This is a genomic window from Microtetraspora malaysiensis, assembly GCF_050947145.1.
GTDB lineage: Bacteria > Actinomycetota > Actinomycetes > Streptosporangiales > Streptosporangiaceae > Microtetraspora_A > Microtetraspora_A malaysiensis.
In genome coordinates, this window is sequence record NZ_CP191998.1 from 7823974 (window position 1) to 7849629 (window position 25656).

The 25656-nt window shown below is 71.3% G+C and carries 21 protein-coding genes and 1 pseudogene; 9 read left to right on the top strand and 13 right to left on the bottom strand.

Annotated features, from left to right (window positions below; translation table 11 throughout):
• Positions 1-34: 34 nt before the first annotated feature.
• The 7 genes from ACQP1V_RS36640 to ACQP1V_RS36670 form a co-directional block, all read right to left on the bottom strand.
• Complete coding sequence (locus ACQP1V_RS36640) at positions 35-895, bottom strand: MurR/RpiR family transcriptional regulator (RefSeq protein ID WP_387411514.1); 861 nt, start codon at positions 893-895, stop codon at positions 35-37.
• Positions 892-2592 carry a urocanate hydratase gene (hutU, locus tag ACQP1V_RS36645; protein WP_433415141.1) on the bottom strand — a complete coding sequence of 567 codons (1701 nt, stop codon included), beginning with the start codon at positions 2590-2592 and terminating at the stop codon, positions 892-894. Before hutU ends, ACQP1V_RS36640 begins: the two co-directional genes overlap by 4 nt.
• Before the next feature lie 306 nt (positions 2593-2898).
• Positions 2899-4137: a Cmx/CmrA family chloramphenicol efflux MFS transporter gene (locus tag ACQP1V_RS36650; RefSeq protein ID WP_433415143.1), complete on the bottom strand. Its 1239-nt coding sequence runs from the start codon at positions 4135-4137 to the stop codon at positions 2899-2901.
• A 576-nt stretch (positions 4138-4713) separates the two neighbouring features.
• Positions 4714-6447, bottom strand: coding sequence for an ABC transporter ATP-binding protein (locus ACQP1V_RS36655; RefSeq protein ID WP_433415145.1), 1734 nt, complete (start codon positions 6445-6447; stop codon positions 4714-4716).
• Between the two features lie 354 nt (positions 6448-6801).
• Complete coding sequence (locus tag ACQP1V_RS36660) at positions 6802-8076, bottom strand: MFS transporter (RefSeq protein ID WP_433415147.1); 1275 nt, start codon at positions 8074-8076, stop codon at positions 6802-6804.
• Between the two features lie 64 nt (positions 8077-8140).
• The gene (locus tag ACQP1V_RS36665; protein ID WP_245658043.1) at positions 8141-9037 is read right to left on the bottom strand and encodes a hypothetical protein; all 897 of its coding nucleotides are present in this window, start codon (positions 9035-9037) and stop codon (positions 8141-8143) included.
• A gap of 113 nt (positions 9038-9150) precedes the next feature.
• Complete coding sequence (locus ACQP1V_RS36670) at positions 9151-9858, bottom strand: FadR/GntR family transcriptional regulator (protein WP_067125943.1); 708 nt, start codon at positions 9856-9858, stop codon at positions 9151-9153.
• Between the two features lie 255 nt (positions 9859-10113).
• Here ACQP1V_RS36670 and ACQP1V_RS36675 point away from each other — a divergent pair, with 255 nt between their 5' ends.
• From ACQP1V_RS36675 to ACQP1V_RS36700, 6 genes are all read left to right on the top strand, one after another.
• The gene (locus ACQP1V_RS36675; protein WP_433415149.1) at positions 10114-11517 is read left to right on the top strand and encodes a glutamine synthetase family protein; all 1404 of its coding nucleotides are present in this window, start codon (positions 10114-10116) and stop codon (positions 11515-11517) included.
• A gap of 44 nt (positions 11518-11561) precedes the next feature.
• Complete coding sequence (locus ACQP1V_RS36680; protein ID WP_433426074.1) at positions 11562-12899, top strand: aldehyde dehydrogenase family protein; 1338 nt, start codon at positions 11562-11564, stop codon at positions 12897-12899.
• Positions 12900-12905: 6 nt separating this feature from the next.
• On the top strand, positions 12906-13670 hold the full coding sequence (locus tag ACQP1V_RS36685) for a 3-oxoacyl-ACP reductase (RefSeq protein ID WP_433415151.1): 765 nt from the start codon (positions 12906-12908) through the stop codon (positions 13668-13670).
• Positions 13671-13771: 101 nt separating this feature from the next.
• The gene (locus ACQP1V_RS36690) at positions 13772-14470 is read left to right on the top strand and encodes a gamma-glutamyl-gamma-aminobutyrate hydrolase family protein (RefSeq protein WP_433415153.1); all 699 of its coding nucleotides are present in this window, start codon (positions 13772-13774) and stop codon (positions 14468-14470) included.
• Between the two features lie 262 nt (positions 14471-14732).
• Positions 14733-15650, top strand: a complete 918-nt coding sequence (locus tag ACQP1V_RS36695; protein ID WP_433415155.1) for a TIGR03619 family F420-dependent LLM class oxidoreductase — start codon at positions 14733-14735, stop codon at positions 15648-15650.
• A gap of 181 nt (positions 15651-15831) precedes the next feature.
• Positions 15832-16689, top strand: coding sequence for an SDR family NAD(P)-dependent oxidoreductase (locus ACQP1V_RS36700; protein ID WP_433415156.1), 858 nt, complete (start codon positions 15832-15834; stop codon positions 16687-16689).
• Positions 16690-16702: 13 nt separating this feature from the next.
• On the opposite strand, the gene ACQP1V_RS36705 is transcribed toward ACQP1V_RS36700, so the two are convergent.
• Together ACQP1V_RS36705 and ACQP1V_RS36710 are read right to left on the bottom strand one after the other, a co-directional pair.
• Positions 16703-19423, bottom strand: a complete 2721-nt coding sequence (locus ACQP1V_RS36705; protein WP_433415158.1) for an FtsX-like permease family protein — start codon at positions 19421-19423, stop codon at positions 16703-16705.
• A gap of 88 nt (positions 19424-19511) precedes the next feature.
• Complete coding sequence (locus ACQP1V_RS36710; RefSeq protein WP_433415160.1) at positions 19512-20222, bottom strand: ABC transporter ATP-binding protein; 711 nt, start codon at positions 20220-20222, stop codon at positions 19512-19514.
• 73 nt (positions 20223-20295) lie between these two features.
• Here ACQP1V_RS36710 and ACQP1V_RS36715 point away from each other — a divergent pair, with 73 nt between their 5' ends.
• Both ACQP1V_RS36715 and ACQP1V_RS36720 read left to right on the top strand, forming a co-directional pair.
• The gene (locus ACQP1V_RS36715) at positions 20296-20871 is read left to right on the top strand and encodes a PadR family transcriptional regulator (protein ID WP_433415162.1); all 576 of its coding nucleotides are present in this window, start codon (positions 20296-20298) and stop codon (positions 20869-20871) included.
• Between the two features lie 151 nt (positions 20872-21022).
• Positions 21023-22021 carry a helix-turn-helix domain-containing protein gene (locus ACQP1V_RS36720; protein ID WP_433415163.1) on the top strand — a complete coding sequence of 333 codons (999 nt, stop codon included), beginning with the start codon at positions 21023-21025 and terminating at the stop codon, positions 22019-22021.
• A 52-nt stretch (positions 22022-22073) separates the two neighbouring features.
• Here the strand turns inward: ACQP1V_RS36720 and ACQP1V_RS36725 are convergent, their stop codons facing one another.
• Positions 22074-22727, bottom strand: coding sequence for a hypothetical protein (locus tag ACQP1V_RS36725; RefSeq protein WP_433415165.1), 654 nt, complete (start codon positions 22725-22727; stop codon positions 22074-22076).
• Positions 22728-23179: 452 nt separating this feature from the next.
• The gene (locus ACQP1V_RS36730) at positions 23180-23917 is read right to left on the bottom strand and encodes a TetR/AcrR family transcriptional regulator (RefSeq protein WP_433415167.1); all 738 of its coding nucleotides are present in this window, start codon (positions 23915-23917) and stop codon (positions 23180-23182) included.
• A 50-nt stretch (positions 23918-23967) separates the two neighbouring features.
• Between ACQP1V_RS36730 and ACQP1V_RS36735 the strand changes: the two genes are divergently transcribed.
• Entirely contained in the window at positions 23968-24519 is a 552-nt protein-coding gene (locus tag ACQP1V_RS36735) for a GNAT family N-acetyltransferase (protein WP_387411540.1), read from the top strand.
• 243 nt (positions 24520-24762) lie between these two features.
• Here the strand turns inward: ACQP1V_RS36735 and ACQP1V_RS36740 are convergent.
• Both ACQP1V_RS36740 and ACQP1V_RS36745 read right to left on the bottom strand, forming a co-directional pair.
• Positions 24763-24891 (bottom strand): annotated as a pseudogene (locus ACQP1V_RS36740) (AraC family transcriptional regulator); the annotation flags it as partial.
• A gap of 102 nt (positions 24892-24993) precedes the next feature.
• A complete protein-coding gene (locus ACQP1V_RS36745; RefSeq protein WP_387411541.1) occupies positions 24994-25608 on the bottom strand; it encodes a glyoxalase in 615 nt (204 codons plus the stop codon).
• Between the last annotated feature and the right edge of the window lie 48 nt (positions 25609-25656).

The window sequence follows — 25656 nt, forward strand, 5'->3', positions numbered from 1 at the left end:
CGTCCCATGGCCCCCGTACGGGCGTGGCGCGAGGTCAGGGGTGGAAGACGCCGGTCTGGTCGGCCATCCGCTCGTACTCGTCGAGCCGGGCCTGGGTCCGCAGCGGGGCCGCGTCCGCCATCGCCTCCACCAGCGCCATGGCCAGGGCCATCGGCGCCGTGTGCGAGTCGAACACGAGCCGCTCCCCGACCGGCGCGTCCATCACGACGTCGGCGGGGAACGGAACGTCCGGCCGGTCGGTGATCACGGCGATGCGCAGCCCCAGTTCCTTCGCCTGTTCCAGCGCCCGTACCGCCTCCGCCGGATATCTGGGCAGGATGACGGCGAGCAGCCATCCGGCGCCGGCTCTGCGGGCCGCGTACAGGCCGTCAGTCAGCTCCGATCCGCCGTGGACGAGCAGTCGCACGTCGGGGTGGATGCGCCGGGCGTAGTACGCGAACGTGGTGGCGAGGCCGCTCGACACGCGCAGGCCGAGGACCGGCAGCGGCTCGGACGCGGCCAGGGCCGTACCGACCTCGCGGAGGGAGCCGGCGAGACCGGCGGCCGGGCCGGTGGCGGCCAGCCGGTCCCGGACGAGGGTCAGGTTGCGGATCTCGCCGTCCATCGCCTCGCACAGCAGCCGGTCGGGCTCGGGGCGGCCGGGCTCGCCGCCGTCCGCCCCGTTCCCGCCGACGACCAGAGGACGCAGCGCGTGGCGCAGGTCGAGATATCCCGAGAAGCCGAGAGCCATCGCGAAGCGCGTCACGGACGGCTGGCTGACCCCGGCACGCTCGGCCAGCTCGACGCTGGACAGGAAGATCGCCTCGTCGAGGTGCCCTCGGAGGTAGTGGGCGATCCGGCGTTGGACGGGCGACAGCCGCCGGCCGTCCAACAGCCGGTCAAGTCCACCACTCACACTGCCCCCAACGCGGCGTCCCCCTCCTCCTCATCCCCAAGATCGGGAACGGAGGCGTCGCGCATGGGAACCGGGATGTCGTGCTCGCGGGCGACGGTGACGGCCGTCTCGTACCCGGCGTCCACGTGGCGGATCACGCCCATGCCGGGATCGTTGGTCAGCACGCGGCGCAGCTTCTCTCCCGCGAGGGCCGTGCCGTCGGCCACGGTGACCTGGCCCGCGTGGATCGAGCGGCCGATGCCGACGCCGCCTCCGTGGTGGATCGACACCCAGGACGCGCCGGACGCGACGTTGACCATCGCGTTGAGCAGCGGCCAGTCGGCGATCGCGTCGGAGCCGTCCGCCATCCCCTCGGTCTCCCGGTACGGCGAGGCCACGCTGCCGCAGTCGAGGTGGTCGCGGCCGATGACGATGGGCGCGCTGATCTGCCCGGACGCCACCATGTCGTTGAACCGCTCGCCCGCCCGGTCGCGCTCGCCGTACCCGAGCCAGCAGATGCGCGCGGGCAGGCCCTGGAAGTGGACCTTCTCCCCCGCCATCCGGATCCACCGGGCGAGCTGCTCGTTCTCGGGGAACAGCTCCAGGATGGCGCGGTCGGTCTCGGCGATGTCGCGCGGGTCTCCGGAGAGCGCGGCCCAGCGGAACGGGCCCTTGCCCTCGCAGAACAGCGGCCGGATGTACGCGGGCACGAACCCCGGGAAGTCGAACGCCCTGGTGTAGCCGGCGAGCTTGGCCTCACCTCTGATCGAGTTGCCGTAGTCGAACACCTCGGCCCCGGCGTCCTGGAACCCGACCATCGCCTCGACGTGCCGGGCCATGGCCTCCCGCGCCCGGCGGGTGAAGGCGGCCGGGTCCTTGTCCCGCTCGGCCGCCATGTCCTCGAACGCGACGCCGAGCGGCAGGTACATCAACGGGTCGTGCGCGCTCGTCTGGTCCGTCACGATGTCGATCTCCGCGCCGCGCCGCAGCAGCTCCGGTACGGCGTCCGCCGCGTTGGCCTCGACGCCGATCGACAGCGGCTCCCGCCGGTCGCGCGCCTCGTACGCGAGACGCAGCGCCTCGTCGAGCGAGGACGCGTGGACGTCGAGGTAGCGGTGCTCGATCCGGCGGGTGATGCTGCGCGGGTCGCAGTCGATGCAGATGGCGACGCCGCCGTTCATGGTGACCGCGAGCGGCTGGGCGCCGCCCATCCCGCCGAGGCCGGCGGTCAGGGTGATCGTGCCGGCCAGGGAGCCGCCGAACCTCTTGGCCGCGACGGCCGCGAACGTCTCGTAGGTGCCCTGGAGGATGCCCTGGGTGCCGATGTAGATCCAGGATCCGGCCGTCATCTGGCCGTACATCGTGAGCCCGGCGGCCTCCAGCCTGCGGAACTCCTCCCAGTTCGCCCAGTCGGGCACGAGGTTGGAGTTGGCGATGAGCACCCGGGGCGCCCACTCGTGGGTCTGCATCACGCCCACCGGCCGTCCCGACTGGACGAGCAGCGTCTCGTCGGCCTCCAGGCCCGTCAGCGCGCGGACGATCGCGTGATAGGACGGCCAGTCCCGCGCCGCCCGGCCCGAGCCGCCGTAGACGACGAGTTGCTCGGGGTGCTCGGCCACCTCGGGGTCCAGATTGTTGCGCAACATGCGGAGGGCGGCCTCCTGCGGCCACCCCTTGGCGGTGAGCGTGTTGCCGCGCGGCGCGCGAACGACGGGCATCGGGCGACCTCCTGAATGAAGGCATTCACGTTTGTCACCCGAAGGATACGGCGGAAGGCGGCGGCGGGGCACCCCACGTCGAGACGGGGGACGCCCCGCCCACAGCCGGGCTCCAGGACGCACCGCACGCGTTCACCCCCGGAGCCGGCCATGGCGAAGGAGAGGTTCCGCACCTCCTGTCCTCCCCGATCCAACCCCCCTCCACCGGGTCAGCGCGGTAAAGGGTCCGTACGGCTTCCACATAACCGCAGGTCACCGGACATTAAGTCAATCCGGAACGCCATTTCTGACTGTCATGCTCTCCAGTCAGGACACGGTGGTGAGCGTCCTTTCGGCCCGTACGGCCCGGACCAGGCCAGCGATGACGAACGCGAGGGCGACCAGCAGCGCGCCGACCCACAGCGGGGAGCGATAGCCGAGGCCCGCGCCGATGGCGACGCCGCCCAGCAGGGGACCGGCGGCGGCGCCCACGTTGAGGGCGGCGGTGGCGAAGGCCCCGCCCAGGGACGGCGCCTCGGCCGCCGCGTAGAGCACCCGCGTGATCAGGGTCGAGCCCACGGCGAACGAGAGCGTCCCCTGAACGAAGACGAGCACGACCATCACCACCGGGTTGCCGGCCGCGACCGCGAACAGGAGCCAGCCGGCGAGCAGGGCCGGTCCTCCGACCAGCAGGAGCCGCACCGGCCGCGCGTCGGACATCCGGCCGGCCACGGTCACTCCGGTGAACGAACCGAGCCCGAACAGCGCGAGCATGACCGGCACCCACCCGTTCCCGAAGCCGCCGACCTCGGTGGCCAACGGAGCCAGATAGGTGAACGCGCAGAAGGTCGCGCCGTTCACCAGGGCGCCGAGGAGCAGGGTCACGATCAGCCGGGGGTCACGCAGCGCCCGCAGTTCCCGGCGGGCGCTCGGCCCGGCCGCGGCCCGTTCCCCCTGCGCTCCGGCCTGCGCCGTCCCGTCCGGCTGCGTGGACGGCTCCATGGACGGCCCCATGGACGGCCCCGTGGCCAGGACCGAGCGCAGGATCGCGACGACGGCCGGTACGCAGACCAGGGCCACGGCCCAGAACGCCGCGCGCCAGCCCCACATCTGGCCGAGCAGGGCGCCCGCGGGCACGCCCACGACGCACGCGACGGTGACGCCGCCGAGCAGGACGGACGTGGCCCGGCCCTTGGCGTCGGCGGCGACCATGCCGGTGGCGGTCGCGATCGCCACGGCGAGGAATCCCGCGTTCGCCAGCGCCCCGACCACCCGGGTGGCGAGCAGGACGCCGAACGAGGTGGTGACCGCGCCCAGCACGTGGACGAGCATGAAGACGATCAGGAAGACCAGCAGCGCCGTACGCCTCGGCCAGCGCAGGCTGAGGATCGCGGCCGACGGCGCACCGACGATCATGCCGACGGCGAACGCCGAGGTCAGCGCTCCGGCGGACGGGATGGACACGTTCAGATCGGCGGCGATGTCCGGTACCAGGCCGGACAGCATGAACTCGGACGTCCCCTGGGCGAAGACCGCCAGCCCGAGGATATAGATGGCGAATGGCATGAAAAGACCCCACTACCGCGTCGCGGACAGATGACGAGGAAGCGACGGGCTGACGCCGCGCCCGGAGCGGGCGGCGCGAAGCGCACCGGTCCGGCAGGGGCGCGGGCCGCCCGCGCGTGACGGCTCCCGGGACGACGGCGTCGGCCGCCACCATGAGACCGGGTGGACGGCGAGAACCGATCCGGGAGAAAGACAGCCCGTGCAACGGCGATTCGGTGGCGGCCAGGCGCGGCGGACGTACCGCCGCGGAAGTGCCCTACGTCAGGAGGGCCCGCAACAGGACGCGCTACGCGTCAGGCACGACAAAGCCCCATCACGAGATGACGTCGACGACGACATGGCGTGATCGCGAAGGAAGCCACCGAAAGAGCCGGCGGCTAGCGTCTTGACGCCTCGGGGCTGGACATGGCCGGAACCCTAGTGAAATCGGCGACGTCCCGTCCACCGGTTATCCACTTCGCGGTCTCCCACCGAGGCGAACCGGCGCGTTCGTGACCGCCCGAGGGCGTGCGGGATCCCGCGCCCTCCGAACCTGTGTGTGTCCAGGCGTGGACGTACGGGATCCCGGACGGCGCGTCAGGAGGCGACGAGGAACTGGGTGGCGGCGAGTTCCCGGTAGAGGTCGTCGGCCTCGACCAGCTCTTCATGGGTGCCGGAGGCGCGGACCCGGCCCGCCTCCATGACGATGATGCGGTCGGCGCCGGTGACCGTGGACAGGCGGTGCGCGATCACCAGAACCGTGGTCTCGCGCGCCACCTCGGCCACCACCTCGCGCAGGCGCAGCTCGTTGACGGCGTCGAGCTGCGAGGTCGCCTCGTCCAGGAGCAGCAGGCGCGGCCTGCGCAGCAGGGCCCGCGCGATCGCGACCCGCTGCCGCTCGCCGCCGGAGAGCAGCACGCCGCGGTGGCCCACGGCGGTGTCGAGGCCCTGGGGCAGCCGCTCCACCAGGTCGTCCAGGCGCGTCCGGGCGAGGGCGTGCGCGATCTCCTCATCGGTGACGCCGGGGGCGGCGAAGGTGAGGTTCTCGCGGAACGTCCCGGCGAGGATGGGCGCGTCCTGTTCCACGTAGCCGAGCGCGGCGCGCAGCTCGTCGAGCGGCCAGTCGCGGATGTCGCGGCCGTCCACGGCGATGACCCCGGAGCCGGGCTCGTAGAACCGCTCGACCAGGCCGAACACCGTGGACTTGCCCGCTCCCGACGGGCCGACGAGCGCGGTCATGCCGCCCATCGGGACCTCGAAGGTCACGCCGTCGTGGATCACCGGCCGGTCGTCGGCGTATCGGAAGCGGACGTCGGTGAAGGTGACGCCGACGGGCGCGCCGCCGCCCGCGACGACGGAGACCGGCGGCTCGGCGGGGAGCTGGGCGATCTCCTCGATGCGGGTCACCGCGGCCAGGCCGTTCTGCATCTGGGTGAGGCTCTGCACGAGCTGCCCGATCGGCGAGACCAGATAGAACAGGTACAGCAGGAACGCGATCAGCGCCGAGATCTCCATCGCGCCGCTCGCCACCCGGGCCCCGCCCACGCCGAGCACGGCGAGGAACGCGAACTGCACCGCCATCCACGCGCTGATGTCCGTGGCGGAGCTCCACGCGGCGGCCGTCACGCCCCGGTCCCGCGCCCGGGTGGCGGCGACGGTCACGGCCGCGATCTCGCGGGCCTCCGCGCCGCTCGCCTTGACCGTACGGAACGCCTGGAGCGCCCGGTCGAGCGTGGAGCTCATCTCGCCGAGCGCCTCCTGCGCCTGGAGGGACGCCCGTCTGATCTTCGGGGCGATGAAGGCGCCGGCGACGCCGACCAGGGCCACCACGCCCAGCGTCACCAGCAGGAGCACCCAGTCCATGATCGCCATCATCACCACGGCGCCGACGAACATGAACACGGAGCTGACCACTCCGGCCAGGGAGTCGGTGCAGACGCTGCGTAGCAGCGTCGTGTCGGAGCTGACCCGCGAGAGCAGGTCGCCGGGCTTGAGCCGGTCCACGTCGGCCACGCGAAGCCGCAGCATCCGGTCCACGAGGTTCCGCCTGGACGCGAGCACGACGCCCTCGCCCATGCGTTCGAGCAGGAACCGTCCCCCGGCGGACACCACCGCGCCGGCCAGCACCGCCACCGACAGCCCGATGATCGGGCCCACCAGGTCGGCCCCCTGCCCGAAGGCGTCGATCACGGTCTTCGCCAGCAGCGGCATCGCGAGCCCGGCGAGACTGCCGACGAGGCTGAGCGCGCCGCCGAGCAGCAGGGCCCGCTTGTGCGGACGGATCTGCTCGATCAGTAATCGCCAGGGTCCGCGCTTGGCGATGCCGGACATTTTCAGCGGCCCCCAGGCAGCCTCCCCCCGCCGAACTTCCTGTGGATCGCCTGCCTGCTGACTTCCAGGGCTTGCGCTATCCGCCCCCATGAGCTCCCCTGCACACGGGCTCGCCGTACCCGCACGGCGGCCAGCCGATTTACCTGCCGGCGCGGCGCGGCGGCGGCCCGGAGCACGCGCGGCGGGTCGTCCCCCTCCGCTTCGGTCACCAGAGCCACCAGTTCTCCGTTCATGGCGTCAACACCAGTTGACGCACCAGAAATGACGGGAACGAGCCGCTTCGCCCGCCGACGCTGCCGTGATCAACGCCCGGGAGCGGCCTGTAGTGCCCGGCCCCGGAAGGTTGACGGCGGATCACCGCTGGGCGCCGGCCTCCTGAAGCGGTCGAGGACGGTACGCGCGGAACGCGGGCACGGACAGGCCCACGATGATGACGGCGACGGCGCAGAGCACACCGCCTCCCACCCAGGCGGGCACCAGGCCGACCGCCGCGGCCGTCGCTCCCGCCCTCATGTCGCCGAGCCGCGGCCCGCCCGCGACCACGACGTAGAAGACGCCCTGGAGACGGCCGCGCATCTCGTCCGGCGCGTACGTCTGGAGGATGGTCTGCCGCCACACCGCCGAGACCAGGTCGGCGAAACCGCCCGCCGCGAGCAGCGCGACGACCAGCCACAGCTGCTGGGCAAGCCCGGCGGCGGCCACCGTGAGCCCCCACAGCGCGATGACGAAGGTCAGGGCCACGCCCTGCCGGCGGACTCGGCCCACCCAGCCGGAGAACACGCCCCCGACGACCGCCCCGAGCGCCACACTCGCCGACAGCCAGCCGAACGCCATCTCCGAACCCTCGAAGCGCGTCGCGGCGAGTTCGGGATAGAGCGCCCGCGGCAGCGCGAAGGCCATGGCGATGATGTCCACGACGAACGACATCAGCACGACCGGATTGCCCATGATGTACCGCAGGCCGTCCACCACCGCGCGCACGCCCGGCGCGGTGGACTCGCCCAGCGGTTCGAGCCGCGGCAGCCGGGCCGCCGCGTAGAGGGTGGCGCCGAACAGGAGCGCGTCGATGAGGTAGGCCATGCCGGCTCCGCCTCGGGCGAGCACGAAACCGCCGAGCAGCGGCCCGAGCACGGAGGCGAGGCTGCCCAGGGTGTAGTTCAGCGTGTTGGCCGACGGCACCAGCTCGGCGGGCACCAGCCTCGGGATGATCGCGACGCGGGTGGGCGAGGACACCGCCACGCCGATGGACTGCACGGCGACGGCCGCCATCAGCAGCCAGATGTTCGACAGGAAGAACGCGTTGAAGAGCAGCGCCAGCGTGGCCGCCCAGCTGATCAGGGAGCAGACGAGCAACAGCTTGCGGCGGTCCACCGCGTCGGCGATCGCGCCGCCCCAGAGCCCGAACACGACCAGCGGCACCAGCGCCACCGGGCCGAGCATGCCGACCCACAACGACGACTTGGTGAGCGCGTAGACCTGGGCGCTGACCGCGACCGCGGTGAGCTGGAACCCGATGAACGAGAGGGCCTGGCCGAACAGCAGTCGGCGGAAGTGCGGGATCGCGAGCGGCCGCGTGTCCAGAAAATGCCGACGTATGAACCCTTGGACACCCACCGCTTGCTCAGCCACGATCATCCACCATCCCATGCCGTGAAATTTCCGGCGCTTGGGGGTGGCAATACACGTTCGGGGCTCAGCCCCGGCGGTCGCGCCGCCGGGTCACGGCCGGGATGTCGAGGCCGCGGGACCGCTGGCGTGGCGCGGGAAGGCGGCGAAGGCGGAAGCGCCAGTGGGCCGTGGAGAGCTCCCGGCGGCGGGCTCTCCGCTGCGGCGCGGGGAGGTCGTGGCGGCCGGAGACGAACTCCTGGACGGCGATCTTGATCCGGATGGCGGGCCGCCGCCACCGCTCCTCCCGGTGGGCGGCCCGCGCCATCCGCCGGGGCTTGGGCCGCCTGGCTCCCTCGGCGTAGAACCAGCGGGCCCACGGGGAGCCGGGCCGGGCCAGCCGTACCGCGCCGGCGTAGACGATCGGCGGGAGGAAGAGCCCGAGAAGACCGCTCCAGATCTTGCCCTTGAGCAAGGTGATCACGGCGAAGAGGAGGTTCACGACGAGGAAGCCCGCCGCGAACCACCTGCCCTCGGGGGTGCCGTCAGAGGTGTCCCAGCCGAGTGGACGCAGGCCGAGCAGCAGCAGGCCGGTCGCGGCGACCGCCACGAAGACCGCGTCCACCGAGGTGCGGCCCTCCCGCGACCAGTAGACGTCTCTCAGATGCAGGATCAGCGCGAACTCGTCCAGCACGAGGGCCGAGCCGACCCCGAACACCGCCGCCGTGAACGCGTACCAGCCGGTGGAGATGCCCGAGACGACGAGACTGGAGACGCCGCCGAGCATCATGAGCACCACGCCGAAGACGACGTGGTGGATGTGCATCTCGCCGACGCTGACGTTTCCGAACCACCAGCGCACTCGCGATCTGATCAACCGCACGTTGATCCGCGTGAACACGAACGCCACGATCAACGCGACGAAGAAGCAGAACAGCGGCAGCCGATGCGTCTCCACCACGCTCTCGTGAAACCAGTCGGCCAATGTCGTACGCCCCCCGGCGATGGTCCTGCCCCCTTACGTAATCTTCGCCCCACTTGAGGGCGCCCCCTGATCCACCGGTCACCCGGCCGCCTGCCTGGCCGGCTGGGACCGGCTCAGGCGAGGAAGCCGCGCAGCAGCGCCGCCGTCCCCTCCAGATGCTCGGCCACCGCCCGCCGGGCCGCCTCCGGGTCGCGGGCCAGGATCGCCTCCACGATCGCGGCGTGCTGGACGGAGGCGTGCTCGATGTTGGGCCCCAGTACCGGGATGGCGTTGAGCAGGTCGGTCACCCGCAGCCGGGCGTCCGCGCAGGCGGCGGCCAGCAGCGACGAACCGGTCAGCTCGGCGATCGACAGGTGGAAGGCCGTGTCCAGCCGCCGGTAGTCCTCCGGAGCGGCCTCGTTCACGTCCTCCAGCCGCCGGACGAGCGTCGCGCGCTGCGCGGGCGACAGTTCGGCGCTCGCCAGGACCTCGGCCGCGCCGCACTCGACCGCCATCCGGAAGGTCAGCGCGTCCTCCAGGTCGCCCTGGCCCATCGCCGCGACCGCCCGGCGCAGGTCCCCGCTCTCCGGGCGCGGCGGCTCATAGACGACGAACGCCCCACCGTACCGGCCGCGCCGTACGTCGAGGAAGGCGGCGTCCTGCAGCGCGCGGATCGCCTCCCGCAGCGTCACCCTGCTGATGCCGAGCTGGGCGGCCAGCTCGCGTTCGGGCGGCAGCTTCTCCCCGTGCGCGACGACCCCGAGCTTGATCGCCTGGAGCAGTCGCTCGACGGTCTCCTCGAAGGCGTTGCCCGACCTGACCGGCCGCAGCAGCGGGAGCATCGAGGGCGCGTCCACGGTGGCTCCTTCCGTTGCGGCCTGCCCGGTGACCTGCCTGCTTTCGGGGACCTTGCCGGGGAACGGCCGCGCGTGCCCCAACTCTCGGGCGGCCACCCGCGTGCGGACGCCGTACGAACGCGTCCCGGCGCGCCCGCGGGAAACGCCGGCGACCGCTGGACGGGAGGCCCCATCCCATCCTTCACAGGGCGTTTCGGCCGAGATTAGCTCACACCGGTGGTTGACGCGGGCCCGGGCCGGATGCTTGCATCCATCCATTGGTCTGTTTCCAGACATTTGACGCCCCGAGGAGGCGGTGTGCTGACCGTCGAGCAGCTTCGCGCGGACATCGAGGCGGGCCGGGTTGACACCGTCCTGCTGGGGATCACCGACATGCAGGGCCGGCTGCAGGGCAAGCGGCTGTCCGCCCGCTACTTCCTCGACGAGGTGCTCGAACACGCCGCCGAGGGGTGCAACTACCTGCTCGCCGTGGACGTCGACATGAACACCGTGGACGGCTACGCCATGTCCTCCTGGGAGCGGGGGTACGGCGACTTCGTGATGCGGCCCGACCTGGCGACCCTGCGCCGGGTGCCGTGGCAGGAGGGCACCGCCCTGCTCCTGGCCGACCTGGTCTGGGAGGACGGCTCCGACGTCTTACCCTCCCCCCGCCAGATCCTGCGCCGGCAGATCGAGCGGCTCGCGGCGTACGGCTGGACCGCCTTCGTCGGCACGGAGCTGGAGTTCTGCGTCTACAACGACACGTACGAGGAGGCGTGGCGGCGCGGCTACCGCGACCTGACCCCCGCCAACTCCTACAACGTGGACTACTCGCTGCTCGGCACGGCGAGGATCGAGCCGCTGCTGCGCAAGATCCGGCTCGGCATGGAGGGCGCCGGCCTGTACGTCGAGTCGGCGAAGGGCGAGTGCAACCTCGGGCAGCACGAGATCGCCTTCCGGTTCACCGACGCGCTGACGACATGCGACAACCACGTCTTCTACAAGAACGGCGCCAAGGAGATCGCCGCCCAGGAGGGCAGGTCGATCACCTTCATGGCCAAGCCGAACCAGCGTGAGGGGAACTCCTGCCACGTCCACATCTCGCTGCGCGACGCCGACGGCGCGCCGGTGATGGCGGGGCGGGAGCCGTACGGGCTGTCGAGGGTCGGCGAGCACTTCATCGCGGGCCAGCTCGCCGCGCTGCGGGAGCTCACCCTCTTCTACGCGCCGAACATCAACTCCTACAAGCGGTTCGTTCCGGGCAGCTTCGCGCCGACCGCGGTGAAGTGGGGCGTGGACAACCGCACCTGCTCGCTGCGCCTGGTCGGGCACGGCCCCTCGCTGCGGATCGAGAACCGGGTGCCCGGCGGGGACGTCAACCCCTACCTCGCGGTGGCCGCGCTGATCGCCGCCGGGCTGCGCGGCATCGAGCACGAGCTGCCCCTTGAGGAGCCGTGCGGCGGCAACGCGTACGCGTCGGGCGCCGCGACGGTGCCGGGCACGCTGCGCGACGCGCTCGCCCTGTGGGAGGGCTCGGCGCTCGCCGAGGAGGCGTTCGGAAAGGACGTCGTGGACCACTACGCCAACAACGCCAGGGTCGAGATCGCCGCGTTCGACGCGGCGGTGACGGACTGGGAGCTCTTCCGGGGGTTCGAGCGACTGTGAAGATCGTCAATCCGGCGACCGAGGACGTGATCGCCGACATCGAGATGGCCGACGCGGCCGAGGTCGACCGCGCGGTGGAGCGTGCCAGGGCCGCGTTCGCGTCCTGGCGGGCGACGGCGCCGGGCGACCGGGCCCGGCTGCTGCGGCGGTTCGCCCGCCTGGTGGACGACCACGCCGAGGAACTGGCCCGGCTGGAGATCGCCAACGCCGGGCACACGGTCGGCAACGCCCGCTGGGAGGCGGGCAATGTCCGCGACGTGCTCGACTTCTACGCCGGTGCGCCCGAACGCCACCACGGCGCGCAGATCCCGGTGCCGGGCGGCGTGGACGTCACCTTCCACGAGCCGCTCGGCGTCGTGGGGGTGATCGTGCCGTGGAACTTCCCCATGGTGATCATGATGTGGGGTGTCGCCCCGGCGCTCGCCGCCGGGAACGCGGTCATCGTGAAACCCGCCGAGTGGACCCCGCTCACCGCGCTCCGGCTGGCCGAGCTGGCCCTGGAGGCCGGCCTGCCCGAGGGGGTGCTCCAGGTCCTCCCCGGGGCCGGGGAGGTCGCGGGCGCCCGGCTGGTCGAGCATCCGGACGTACCCAAGATCGTGTTCACCGGCTCGACCGAGGTCGGCCGGCTCATCGGGGCCACCGCCGCCGCGCGGGTGAAGCGGGTCACGCTGGAGCTCGGCGGCAAGAGCGCGAACATCGTCTTCGCCGACGCCGACCTGGACCGGGCCGTCGCGTCCGCGCCGATGGCCGTGTTCGACAACTCCGGGCAGGACTGCTGCGCCCGCTCACGGCTGCTCGTGCAGCGCGAGATCTACGACGACTTCCTGGAGCGGCTCGCGGCGGCGGTGCGCGAGGTCCGGGTCGGCGACCCGCTCGACCCCGCGACCCAGATGGGGCCGCTGGTCAGCGCCGAACACCTCGCCCGGGTCGCGTCGTTCGCCGGGCCCGGGCTCACGCCGTACGCGCGGGGCGCCTGCCCGAAGGGCCGCGGCTACTGGTTCGCGCCGACCGTCCTCGCCGCCCCGCCCGGGTTCGACCCGCTCGGCTCCTCCGATGCTCCGGCGTTCCGCCGGGCGTACGAGGAGGAGATCTTCGGGCCGGTTGTGACGGTGGTCCCGTTCGACGGCGAGGAGCACGCGGTGCGTCTGGCCAACGCCACGCCGTACGGGCTGAGCGGGTCGATCTGGACCCGCGACGTCGGCCGGGCGCTGCGCGTGGCCCGCGCGGTCGAGGCGGGCAACCTGTCGGTCAACTCGCATTCGAGCGTGCGCTACTGGACGCCGTTCGGCGGGTTCAAGCAGTCGGGCCTGGGCCGGGAGCTCGGCCCGGACGCCCTCGCCGCCTTCACCGAGACCAAGAACGTCTTCATCGCAACGGAGTAGAGACCTATGCAGCGTTTGCAGGATCGTGTGGCCGTCATCACGGGCGCGGGCAGCGGCATCGGGCTCGCCACGGCGCGCCGGTTCGCCCAGGAGGGCGCGAAGGTCGTCGTGGTGGACCTCGACGAGGTGGCGGGGACCAAGGCCGCCGACGAGGTGGGCGGGCTGTACGTCAAGGCGGACGTCTCCGTCGAGGACGACGTCGTCCGGATGTTCCAGGCGGCGCACGACGCCTTCGGAAGCGTGGACATCGCCTTCAACAACGCCGGCATCTCACCGCCGGAGGACGACTCGATCCTCACCACCGGCATCGACGCCTGGCGCAAGGTGCAGGAGGTCAACCTGACCTCGGTGTACTACTGCTGCAAGCACGTGATCCCGTACATGCGCCGCCAGGGCAAGGGGTCGATCGTCAACACGGCGTCGTTCGTGGCGGTGATGGGGTCGGCCACCTCGCAGATCTCCTACACGGCCTCCAAGGGCGGTGTGCTGGCGATGACCCGGGAGCTGGGCGTGCAGTTCGCCCGCGAGGGCATCCGGGTGAACGCCGTGTGCCCGGGGCCGGTCGACACCCCGCTGCTGCAGGAGCTGTTCGCCAAGGACCCCGAGCGCGCGCAGCGCCGTCTGGTCCACATCCCGATCGGCCGCTTCGCGCGGGCGGAGGAGATCGCGGCGGCGGTCGCGTTCCTCGCCTCCGACGACGCCTCGTTCATCACCGCGGCCGAGTTCCTGGTCGACGGCGGAATCTCCAGCGCGTACGTCACACCGCTGTAGGCCGGATATCACATCGCTCGTGTCATGCGGACGCGCCCGGTCGCCGCGACCGGGCGCGTCCGCATGGCACGCCATCGGGGAGCACGAGGAAAGGCGGCGGCATGGCCCGTCCGATCATCGGGATCACGTGTTACGTCGAACCGGCGAAGTTCACCGTCTGGGAGATGAAGGCGGCACTGCTGCCGTACATGTACGTCGAGCGGGTGGCCCGCGCGGGCGGGCAGCCGGTCGTCCTGCCCCCGGCGGGCGACCCGGCCGGGCTGGCCGGGCGGATCGACGGGCTGGTCCTCGCCGGAGGCGGTGACGTCGACCCGGCCAGGTACGACGCCGAACCGCACCACACGACCGACTACATCCGGAAATTTCGTGATGAGGCGGAGTTCAGGATGGTGCGCGGCGCCCTCGACATCGGCCTGCCGTTCCTCGGCGTGTGCCGGGGGATGCAGGTGCTGAACGTGGCGATGGGCGGCACCCTCCACCAGCACCTGCCCGACGTCGTCGGCCACCTCGGGCACTCCCCCGCGCCCGGCGCCTTCGGCCGGCTCCCGGTACGGCTCTCGCCCGCCCTGGCCAAGATCTACGAGGCCGAGGAGGTGACTCCCGCGCACTACCACCACCAGGCCGTCGACCGGCTGGGCGACCGCCTCGCGGTCACCGCCGAGGCGGACGACGGCACGATCGAGGCGGTCGAGGTGGAGGGCCACCCCTTCGGCCACGCGGTGCAGTGGCACCCGGAGGCCGACGAGCACGCGCCCCTCTTCGACGCCCTGGTACGCGCCGCCGCCCGCCGAGGCCGCTAGGTCGTGTCTGACACCGGGCCGCGACTTCGGCGATCACATCAGGTGCTCGAAGACACCCGCCGTCGCCCAGGAGCGAAACCTGTCATAGGCGGTGGACTGTGGCATCAAGGCCACGCCCTAACCCGGCACAAGTCATATCCAAGGGGTGCTACCTAGCCTCTCCCTGGACGTTAGACCGGGAGCGTCCAGGTATCGAGATGCGTACGCAATGTGCACCTCAGTTCTTCCCGGATTTCCACGGCGAAGGATCAAGGAATTTCTCATGCAGATCGGATATACAGTCCCGCAGTACGGTGCCTTCGCCGACCCGGATTTCATCCGGCAGGCCAGCGCGGATCTGGAGGCCATGGGCTATGGCAGCCTGTGGGCGGGTGATCGAATTATGCTGCCGCTCGCACCCAGCGATCCCTACCCGGCAGGAGACGGCGAGATCCCCCCGGCTTTCGCGACGTTCTTCGACCCGCTGACCGCATTGACGCTGGCCGCCGTCAGCACTCGGGAGGTCCGGCTGGGAACCAGCACGCTCAACGCGCTGTGGCAACCGCCGGTCCTGCTCGCCCGCATGCTGACCTCGCTCGACCTGCTCAGCCACGGACGGCTGGACGTCGGCATCGGTCTCGGCTGGCTGCGTGACGAATACACCGCGACCGGGGTGCCCTGGCAGGGGAGGGGAGACCGGCTCGAAGAGACGCTCGACCTGATGGAGGCCGTCTGGAGCAGTGAGGTGGTCGAGCACAAGGGCGCGCTCTGGACCGTGCCGCCGTCGCACATCGACCTCAAGCCCCTCCAGCGGCCGCGCCCCCCGATCCTGCTCGCCGGTTACACGCCCTCGGCTCTGGAGAGGATCGGCAGGCGAGCCGACGGCTGGCTGAGCACGGCGATGCCCATGCCCTATCTGACCTCCCTGTGGGATGTGGCGCTGCAGACCGCGGCACGCGTCGACCGGGACCCGTCGGCCCTGCGAATGGTGGTGCGCGTCAATCCGAAGATCACCGGTTCTCCCGCGCCCGACGACCAGGTGCCGCACGCCGGAACCGTGCAGCAGATCGGTGACTACCTGCTGACCCTCGCCCAAGCCGGTGCCCACGAGGCGTTCGTCGACCTGCAGACGACGACGTCCTCGCGCGATCAGTTCCTGGACGTCGCGCATGAGCTCATCACCAGGCTGCACGCCGGCTGAGCCGGGTCGGGCTTGGCGACGTAAGCCCTCTCCTGCCGGAACAGCCGATCGAGCCGGGGTCGAGGAACAGGGGTTCAGCCCTCGGGTCGCCGTAACCGGTCCCCGGGTTGCGAACCGGTTCCGGAAGTCCCTAATCTGACCAAACGCTTGTTTGTGAGGCTCGGGCAGGAAGGCTCGCGGAGTGAGGGACTTCGACGGCAGGCCGGGCGTGGCCGTGGTCACCGGCGGTTCCGGCGGCATCGGGGCGGCCGTGTGCCGCCACCTCGCGCGGCGCGGCTCCGCGGTCGCGTTCACGTACCGGTCGAACACGGCCGCCGCGGACGCGCTGGTGGCGGAACTCTCCGCCGGCCCGGCGACCGCCGTACCCGCCGGACGGCCGCCGGACCAGGCGCGATCAGTGCACCCCGGACGCACGGACCAGGCGGAACGCGCGGATCCGGCCGTCGTGACCGCCGCGCGCGTGGAACTCACGGACGCCGACGCGGTCGCCGCCTACGTCGAGTCGATCGTCACGCGGCTCGGCGCGATCCACACCCTCGTGCACGCCGCGGGCCCGCACGTGCCGATGGTCCACCTCTCCAAGGTCAGCCCGGCGGCACTCACCGAGCAGCTGAACGCCGACGTCACCGGCTTCTTCACCGTCGCGCGGTGCGCGCTGCCCGCCCTGCGCGCCTCCCGGGGGTCGATCGTCGCCGTCACCACCGCCGCGACCCGCCGGTACCCCGTCCGCGACGGCCTGTCGGCCGGGCCGAAGGGCGCGGTGGAGGCGCTCGCGCGCGGGCTGGCCGCGGAGGAGGGGCGCTTCGGCGTCCGGGTGAACTGCGTCGGCCCCGGCATGCTCACCGACGGCATGTCCGCCCGCCTGCTGGCGTCCGGCGACCTGGACCAGCGCGCCCTCGACGTGGCGATGGGCAACATCCCGCTGCGGACCTTCGGCTCCGCCGACGACGTCGCCGAGGCGGTCTGCTTCCTCGCCTCCGACCGGGCCCGGTTCATCACCGGACAGAAGCTGGACGTCGACGGCGGCTACGGCATCTGACCCCTTGGCCATTTCACTCCTGGGCCAGCAGCCGGGCGAGCGGCAGCCTCTGGGCGAGCAGCGCGGGGGCCACGGCGGCGAGCGCGGCCAGCGCGATCGCGAGAGCCCCGGCCACCCCCGCCCCCGCGATCACGACGACGGGCAGCTCACCGGCCAGGGCGAGCGACGCGGTGAGCCCCAGGACGGCTCCGGTGAGCGCGCCGGCCAGACCGATGGCGACCCCCTCCGTCACGATCAGCCGGGCCATCGCGCCGCCCGACCACCCGGTGGCCCGCAGCGCCGCCAGTTCGGCGTCCCGCTCCCGGATGCCGAGGTAGAGCACGTCGGCCAACGCCAGCGCGGCCAGCGCGAACATGACCGCGATCGCGACATAGTCGGCCGTGCGCGCCTGCAGGACGACCGCGTCCCCCAGCAGGGAACCGACGACCCGGCCGCGGAAGCCGTACGTCACGCCGAGCAGCAGCGTCAGCGCGAAAACCGCCACCGTCAGCGTCGACGCGCCGAGCACGGCCCGGCCGGGCGCCCGCGTCAGCCCCGCGAGCGCGAGTCCGGTCACGCCTCGCGGCGACCTCGCCCGCCCCGGCAGCCGTACGGCCGGCCGGACGGCCTCCACCGGCGGCACCCGCGACGCCTGCCAGGCCGGCATCAGCCCCGCGAGCAGCGCGAGGAGCAACGCCGCGGGCACGGCCAGCCAGGCTCGCACGCCCGGATCGGGCAGACCGGCCCACGACGACAGCGGAGCGGCCAGCGCGGCGGACAGGCCGCCCGCGAGCAGGCCGATCACGCCGACCTCCGTGAGCACCGCGCCGAACATCCGAGGGCGCGACCAGCCGAGGCAGCCGAGCACGCCCAGCTCGACCCGGCGGGCCCGTACGGCGGCCGACGCGGCGTTCACCACGAACATGCCGCACACGGCCAGGATGAGCGTGAAGAGGATCACCGACTTGCGGTCGGCCGCGGTCAGGATCCGGTAGGCCACCCCCTTGTTCACCCACCCCTCCTCAAGTGTGAGCGCGGGCCGTCCGTACGACCCGGCGGGTAGCTCCACCGTCATCGGCGACGGCGACGAGCCGATGGTGATGTCCACGTCCAAGCCGGTCGCCGCCACGATGTCCCTGGCCACCTGGCTGATCCGCTCGCGGCTGACCGCGTCCGGGCCGGTCACCCCCGCGACGCGGACCCGGACCACGCTGAGCGGGGCCGTGCCCCCGGTGACCGAGTTGATCCGGCCCAGCCCTTCGAGGTTGGTCAGCAGCAGGGGCGGCGTCTGGAGATATCCGCCGACGTTGTCGTTCGGCAGCAGGTTTCGCCCGCCGAGCAGCTTCTCCGTACGGCTGTCGCCGGGCCGGGCGGCGGGCGGCTGGTACGTCTCCATCGGCAGCCCCGCCAGCTCGCTGAACCCGGGCAGCTTCTCCGGGTCGAACCGCCCGATCACCCGGGTGGACAGCGTGTCCCAGTCCGGCAGGAACGTGGGACGCAGCGGCCGGAACTGCGCGTCCGCCGCACCCATTGGGGCGTTCGCGTGCCCCTCCCAACCGAGGAAGAAGTTCGCCGTCTCCCCGAACGCCTTGCCCAAGGCCGGGTCCCTCCAGACGGCCGGATCGTTGTCCACCGGCACGGCGGCGACGTGCCGGTCTCCCAGCTCCCGGTACTCGGTCGGCCCCGCCGTCCAGAAGCGGGTGAGGGGCATGGACATCTGCCCCTTCGGGATGTTCTGCCACCCGTCGAGCATGCTGTCGTAGGCGTCGGCGGCGTCCAGTGTCACCCGTTTGACGACCTCGCCGTCCTGCGCGGCGAGGTACCTCTTCAGGGTCCCCACAGGCGTCCCCTTGACGACCTTGCCCGCGGCCTCGGCGGGCAGCCTGCGGATCACGACCTCGTCCCGCTGGTCGGCGTACGGCCGCGCCGCAGCGAGAAGGACGATCTCCTTGCCGCCTCCGGTCAGCGGTATTTGGTACTCCTCCTCCGCTCTGAGGTAGCGGCCGGCGACCACGGCCTCGTCCAGTCCCGCCAGCCGGGCCTCCGCGTCCGGGTCGACGGCGGCGAGCAGGAAAGGGAACTCCTGGTCGACGCTGACGACGGCCCGTCCCGGGGTCCCCCGGTGGCTCCACATGTCCTCGGTCGTCATTCCCAGGCCGTACGCCGTGCTCGTGGACCAGTACCCGATCTGCGCGCCCCCTTCGAAGGGGAACGTCTTCTGGTTCGCCCAGCCGCGCTCCGTCTGGTCGAGCAGCGACGGGCCGAGGGCGACCTCCCGTCCCGATGCCAGGCTCTCCTTGGCGAGCAGCCTGACGTCACCGCCGCCGCTGCGCTTGTTGAGGGGCACTCGGACCGGGCGGCGGGTGACGTACTGGTAGAGAGGGCCGCCGTAGGGGATGCGGGTGAGCCCGCGGTCGGTGACCCGGGTCTGGTCCACCCGCAGCATGGTGCGGTCACCCTTGTGGAGCACGTCGGTGACGTCGACGCTGGCCGAGCCGCCCCGGGTGACGTAGCCGACCATGCCGATCGGCGCGGCGACATCCACTCCGTTGATCCGCTTGATCTTCTCGTACTGGTCGAGGGTGATGCCGCCGAAGATGCCCGACAGGTAGTTCTGCCGCACCAGCGGGCGGGTCCGCTCCAGCTCGGTGGTCGACCCCTTGGGGCGGACCAGGACGTCGTACTGCGCGCGGAAGTTCTTCCCGACGGTCCCGACGATCTCCAGGCGCTGGGTCTCGGCCGTTCCGGTGAGCACGGTGACCCGGTGGCCGCGACGAGGATGCCGGCCAGCAGCACGAGGGAACGGCCCAACTCCCGGCGGAGCCGGGCCCACGCCAGGCGGATCATCCGAGCCGTCCGATCCGGTCGAGCACGTCCTGGGACGGCGTGAGCCGCTCGTCGGAGACGACCTTCCCGTCCTTCATCCGTACGACGCGGTCGCAGACGGCCGCCAGCTCAGGGTTGTGCGTGGCCATCAGCATGGTCATGCCGTGCTCCTCCCGCAGCGTGAGCAGCAGATCGACGATCTCGTGTCCGGTGGCGCTGTCGAGGTTGCCCGTGGGCTCGTCGGCGAGCAGCAGCGGCGGCCGGGCGATGAGCGCGCGGGCGATGGCGACCCGCTGCTGCTGGCCCCCGGACAGCCGGCTCGGCAAGGCCGAGGCGCGGTCGGCCAGCCCCACGGCCTCCAGCAGTTCCATGGCCCTGGCTCTGCGGTCGAAATCCACCCGTCGGGGAAGCACGGGGGCCAGCACGTTGTCCAGCACGCTGAGCGCGGGCAGCAGGTGGAAGCGCTGGAAGACGAACCCGATACGCCGGCGGTACCGGTCGAGTCCCCGCCGCGACAGGTCGTGGACGCGTTCGCCGTCGACCACGATCTCACCGGCGTCGGGCGGATCCATCGCGCCCACCAGATGGAGCAGCGTCGACTTCCCCGCGCCGGACGGCCCCATGAGCGCGACCGCGCTTCCCGGCTCGACGTCCAGGCTCACCTCGTCGAGCGCCACGGCCGACGCGTACTTCCGGGTGACGCTTCGCAGGCTGACTTCGACTCCCATGACCGGTACATTGTCACAATGTAGGGCAGCATGGGAGGTCCTACATTGTCACAATTGAGGAAGGTGGCTCCGGATGCCGCTCAGCCACGCCGTCCTGACCCTCCTCGCCGACGGCCCCAGCCACGGCTACGAGCTGAAGACCAGGTTCGAGGCGGCCGTCGGACCTCAGTGGGGCGGGCTCAACATCGGGCACCTCTACCAGATCCTCGACCGCCTGGTCCGGGACGGGCACGTCGTCCGCGACCACATCGCACAGAGCGACCGCCCCGACAAGACGATCTACCAGCTCACGCCCGGAGGAGCGGAGGAGCTGCAGACCTGGGCCACCACCCCGTGGGTCCGCACCTCCGGCTTCCGCGACGAACTGTTCCTCAAGCTTCTCGGGGCGAGCCGGCTCGGCCCCGAGAAGCTGGCCGCGTTCGTCTCCGCCCAGCGGCAGGCCCACCTGGCCGATCTCGGCGCGCTCACCAGGCAGCGCCGCGCGCACGCCGGTGACCCGCTCGTCGCGCTGCTCATCGATGCCGCCGCCGCGCACATCAAGGCCGACCTGCAGGTGATCGACTCCGCCGAGGAACGCCTGGCCGGCCTCGCCTCGGGAGACGTCCCGATCCACACCGCCGCCACCACCGGCGACCAGGTCACCGCCTGAGGAGCCTGTGACTGTCACTCTGCGGCAAGGTCGCCGGGAGGCAGGGAGAAGTGAGCGGCCCGTGCGGATCAGTCGCCGGGATGTTGCCGGGATATAGTGCAGGCAATTTCGGTCACATGGCGAAAATCGTCACTATCTGGTCAGGTGGTAGGTGGAAGACCAGTCAGTGCTCGGTGCGGTGGGCATCGGCGATTTCGACGAACAGGTCTACCGGTTCCTGCTCCGCCACCCCGACCGCACAGTCGCCGACCTGGCGGGCTTGCTGCGGGTCAGCACCGCGCGGGTACGGCACACACTGTCCCGGCTGGCCGAACTCGGACTGCTGCGACGGACCGGACCGGGCAGGTACGAGCCGGTGGCACCCGAGGCGGCGCTCGGATGGCTGATCGACAGGCGCCGTTTGGAGGCCGAGGCGGGGCTGGCCGAGGTCCGGACCACGGTCGCCGACTTCGCGCAGCTCTACCAGTCGGGCCGGCTGCGGGCCGACCCGGCCGGCCTGGTGGAGATCCTCTCGGGCGAGGACGCGGTGAAGCGGCAGATGACGGAGTTGAACAGGGCGGTCACGTCGGAGTTGCTGGTGCTCGACCGGCCGCCCTACATCGGTCGGCCCGACGACTCGGCGGACACCAACGAGTCGGAGATCGCCGGCACCCGGCAGCTGATCGCGCGCGGGGTGGACATCCGGGTCGTGTACTGTCCGGATTCCCTACAACGCTCCGGCCGGTTCGAGACCCTGCTCCAGCTGGCCGAGGAGGGTGAGCGGTCCAGGTTCCTGCCCAGCCTGCCGTTCAAGCTGCGGATCGCCGACCGGCGGCTGGCACTGATGCCCCTGGTGGACGGCGTCTACGACAACGTCGCACTGATCCGTCCCTCCGGCCTGCTCGACGCGCTCATCGAGCTGTTCGACGCCTACTGGGAGCGCGGCCAGCCGCTCACCGGGGCCCCGCCACCTGTCGGCGACAGGCCGGACGAGGAGGACCTCCTGGTGCTCCGGATGCTCAATGCCGGGCTGAAGGACGAGACGATCGCCAGGCAGCTCGGGGTGAGCGCGCGCACCGCCACCCGCCGGATCGCCGCGGTCGTCGAACGGCTGGGCGCCACCACCAGGTTCCAGGCCGGTGCCGAAGCGTCAGCGCGTGGCTGGCTCTGAGACCGCCGCAACCACCGGCGACCAGGCCACCGCCTGAGCTGCCGTGGTGAGTTCAGCGTATGAGGGGCCTGCGCGACAGGACCTCTGGCACCGGACTGTGCGCTTCGACCCATGCGGCCAGCGCGGGTGAGACGTAGTCGAGCGTTCTCAGCAACGTGTCATGATCAGCTCGCAGATGGCGGTGGTAGATCGGTCGATGGTGGGCAATCCGATTACGGAGAACGCGCAGGTAGTCGAGGTCGGAATGGAGATCTCGCCGCCTTCCCCTGAACCCGGGAAACGCCCGGCAGAGGGCGGGCCGCCAGAACCGGCGTTCATAGTTGTGACGACCTCCCGAGGTGAGCAGGGAGACCCAGAATCCGAAGACGAGCTCGGCCACCACGCAGTCAGGCGGAACGCTCGCCCTGGTTCGCATGACGACCGCCTTCGCGTCCCGGATCTTCGCCATGGCAACCGAGTTGAGATCGGCATCCGGGTGATCCCACCAGTCGTCCCGCTGGAAGATCCCCGCCATCTGACGGTGCAACGCGTTGCGTACAGCGATCTCGAGGTACTGCAGGGGCCCGTAAAAGGCCGCGGCCAACTCTGTGTTCCAGCAATGAAGCCGAAAGGCGATGTCCGGCTCCCCTCCGGCTGCCAACTCGTACTCGCCCAGTCGAGCAGCCGAAAGGAGATCGCGGAGATGAGCAGCGTCCGCTGGATCCATCTACCCTCTTTCACATCGCTGCTCGTCGGGCTACAGTGAGTTACCTAAGCCCCGGTGTTGCCTCTGCATCGCATGCCACCCGGGGCACAGCCTTTTCCGGGCGGCAACACCTGTCCTATTGTTCGCTCGCGGATCACGACGCGCGAACAGCCCATACCCCGCCCTCTGGGCGATCCCTGGGCAATCCGCGACGGCGGAACATCTCATTCCGATAACGCCTTCCGGTGCGATCAGAACTCGCACGGCGGATTGCCTTGGGGACCGGTTTCGCGTGGGGTGACACGCCGTGACTGGCCAAGGTTGCGTGACGGCCCACTTGGCTCGACGCGCCCGTGGGCGCGGCCTCCGAGAAACGCCTGGCCGACCTCGCCTCGGGAGACGTCCCGATCCATACCGCCACCACCGGCGACCAGGCCACCGCATGAGCCGACGCGCCTCGCAGGTCCGCCGATCTACAGGCCACCCGTGAGGTGCCCTTGGCCATCATCTCGGCGATGATGCGGCGCTCGTCGTTCGGCGATGCCAGGGCCACAGCAGCCGGCGATCGACCGGTGCTCAGAGCCCCCGCCGGGATCGGGCCGAGTGATCGTCGTCGGATCATCAGCACGGGTGGTCAGGGTGGCCAGGTAGTCGTCCAGGAGTTCGACTTGCCGCTGTGGCGGGAACGCCGCCGGGTCGAACAGGGCCTGGACCACCAGGCCGAGGATGAAGGACTGAGCGCCGGCCGCGATGGGCGCGGGGTCGCCAGGAGGCAGGTCGCCGAGCTTCTGGGCCGCGGCCACCCGCTCGCGCAGCCTGTCGCGGCTTTGGGCGTATTTGCGGGCATAGTCGGTGCCCAGGGCGGGGTCGGAGAGCGCGGCGTCCCAGGAGGAGACCCAGATTCGATTGCTGTCGGCGGCTTCAGGGGTCAGCGGCAGGATGTCCAGCAGTGCGTCCCTGAGGGCGGCCAGACCTTCGCCCGTGTGGCGGCGGGGGCGGGAGACGGTGCGCTGTTCGAGTAGGTCGAGGGCGTACGTCACCAAGGCCTGTTTGGTGGGGAAATAGTGCGTGAGCAGGCCGGTGGTCGCGCCGAGTTCGGCGGCGACGGCGCGCAGGGTCAGGCCGGCGAAGCCGCGGGTGGCCATGGCCTGCCAGACCGCTTCGGAGACGTCGCGTCGACGGGCCTCGTGATCTCCCTTGGTGCGTGACACGCTGCCACGGTACATTGCCATAACACTTGTTATGTGAATGGGAGGCCCTCATGTTCTCGCTGCCGCTGCGCGACGGTGCTCGCCTTGGTGGGCTGGAGGTCTGGCATGCCGAGGAGTTCGCCGACCATCTGGATCGGGCTCGCGAGCACATTCGCCCGTGGGTCGGGTCCGCGTTCGTCACCGACGATGTCGACGGGGCGCGGGCCACGCTCAAGCGATATGCCGAACGCCAGGCCGGCGACGGTGCCCGCATATATGGCATCTGGCGGGACGGAGTGTTGGCCGGCGGTGTGATGTTCACCGATTTCAATACCGCTCTCGGCTCGTGTGAGATCGGTTGCTGGCTGGAGCCGTCCGCTGAGGGCCACGGCCTGATCACGCAGGCGTGTGGCGTGTTGCTGGACTGGGCGTTCACGTCCCGGGGGCTGCACCGGGCCGAGTGGCATTGCCGGGCCGACAACGACCGCAGCTCAGCGGTGGCCAAGCGGCTCGGCATGACGCTGGAGGGCGTGCGACGCGAGGCATGGCCGTACGAGGGCGTGCGCTACGACAAGCAGGTCTGGGCGGTCCTTGCTCCCGAATGGCGCGCCCTGGGCCGGTGACCGGCTGACCGGTGGCACACGGGACACCGCGAGCGTCATGTCCCGAAGCCCCACCCCCACCCACAGCCGGCCCAGATAGCGCGGCGAGCGCCGAAGGCCGGGGGCCTTCGGGCCGTCATGTGCGAATGGTGATGTCCGCGCCGGTCAGGCCGGTCGCTGCTCGGGGTCGGCACCTCTCGATTCCGGACCGGTCTGGCCACCTGCGTCACCACGCACGACGACATCCCCGCCGTCGCGCGCGCCGGCCGGCGCCTCCATGTCCAACGGCTGCGCGTACTCCCGGTCGATCCGGTCCCGACCGCGCCGCAGCTGCGCGAGGTCGCCCCGGCGGTGCGCCTCGTTGAGTGCGCGCGTCCACGAAGGGTGACACATGAGAGAACTCCTTTCATCGATGCCTGCGAGCATCTGGGCCGCACGCCGGGTAGCCACCACGGGACAGGAGGGGCGGGGCCGGGTGCGGCCGCGCCACCCGGCTCAACGCGACGCGGTCTCCCACGCGAACCCGTCCGGGTCGGCGAAGGACCCGATGTCACTGCCGATCACGAGCCGGTGCGATCCGGTGCCGTCGGGAGAGACGCCGGCGTCCTTGGCGAGGGCACGGCGCCCGTAGAGCGCCAGCTTGACGGGACTCGACCCCGTGGCGAACTCGACATACTTGCGGCCGAAGCTCTTCGCCACAGCCAGGCCACGGTCAACGTAGAACCGCCTGCTCGCGGCCACGTCCGCCGCTCCCAGCAGCAGCACGATCTCGTCGATCTGCCGGGTGGCCGGGCCGGTGTCCTTCTTCGCCGAGGTCGCGACCTTCCAGATCGTCCCGTCGGGGGCTTGGACGACGCCGCCGTAACCCCAGAACGACTTCGTGACCGGCTTCACCGGCGACGCGCCGGCGTCCAGAGCGGCGCCGATGAGACTGTTGACGTTGGCCGGCTGGGACACCGTGAGCGACAGCGTGAACCCACGGAAGCCGGTCGTCGGCGCCTCCGAGGCCCGCAGGCGCACCGGCGAGTCCAATCCGAAGGCGTCGGTGTAGAAGCGTTCGACGGCGGTGGGGTCGGCCACCTCAAGGGTGACGGATTCGATGGAAGCCATGGCGATGACGCTAGTTGCGGCTCCCCGACCGGCGCTTCTCGATTCCTG

What these genes read in the sequence shown, in the direction of transcription:
- ACQP1V_RS36715 (WP_433415162.1), top strand. Translation starts at nt 20,296, where the DNA reads ATGCCGCTCAGCCACGCCGTCCTGACCCTCCTCGCCGACGGCCCCAGC.
- ACQP1V_RS36670 (WP_067125943.1), bottom strand. Translation starts at nt 9,858, where the DNA reads ATGCTCCCGCTGCTGCGGCCGGTCAGGTCGGGCAACGCCTTCGAGGAG.
- ACQP1V_RS36695 (WP_433415155.1), top strand. Translation starts at nt 14,733, where the DNA reads ATGCAGATCGGATATACAGTCCCGCAGTACGGTGCCTTCGCCGACCCG.
- ACQP1V_RS36710 (WP_433415160.1), bottom strand. Translation starts at nt 20,222, where the DNA reads ATGGGAGTCGAAGTCAGCCTGCGAAGCGTCACCCGGAAGTACGCGTCG.
- ACQP1V_RS36675 (WP_433415149.1), top strand. Translation starts at nt 10,114, where the DNA reads ATGCTTGCATCCATCCATTGGTCTGTTTCCAGACATTTGACGCCCCGA.
- ACQP1V_RS36680 (WP_433426074.1), top strand. Translation starts at nt 11,562, where the DNA reads ATGGCCGACGCGGCCGAGGTCGACCGCGCGGTGGAGCGTGCCAGGGCC.
- ACQP1V_RS36655 (WP_433415145.1), bottom strand. Translation starts at nt 6,447, where the DNA reads ATGTCCGGCATCGCCAAGCGCGGACCCTGGCGATTACTGATCGAGCAG.
- ACQP1V_RS36650 (WP_433415143.1), bottom strand. Translation starts at nt 4,137, where the DNA reads ATGCCATTCGCCATCTATATCCTCGGGCTGGCGGTCTTCGCCCAGGGG.
- ACQP1V_RS36735 (WP_387411540.1), top strand. Translation starts at nt 23,968, where the DNA reads ATGTTCTCGCTGCCGCTGCGCGACGGTGCTCGCCTTGGTGGGCTGGAG.
- hutU (WP_433415141.1), bottom strand. Translation starts at nt 2,592, where the DNA reads ATGCCCGTCGTTCGCGCGCCGCGCGGCAACACGCTCACCGCCAAGGGG.
- ACQP1V_RS36745 (WP_387411541.1), bottom strand. Translation starts at nt 25,608, where the DNA reads ATGGCTTCCATCGAATCCGTCACCCTTGAGGTGGCCGACCCCACCGCC.
- ACQP1V_RS36685 (WP_433415151.1), top strand. Translation starts at nt 12,906, where the DNA reads ATGCAGCGTTTGCAGGATCGTGTGGCCGTCATCACGGGCGCGGGCAGC.
- ACQP1V_RS36725 (WP_433415165.1), bottom strand. Translation starts at nt 22,727, where the DNA reads ATGGATCCAGCGGACGCTGCTCATCTCCGCGATCTCCTTTCGGCTGCT.
- ACQP1V_RS36690 (WP_433415153.1), top strand. Translation starts at nt 13,772, where the DNA reads ATGGCCCGTCCGATCATCGGGATCACGTGTTACGTCGAACCGGCGAAG.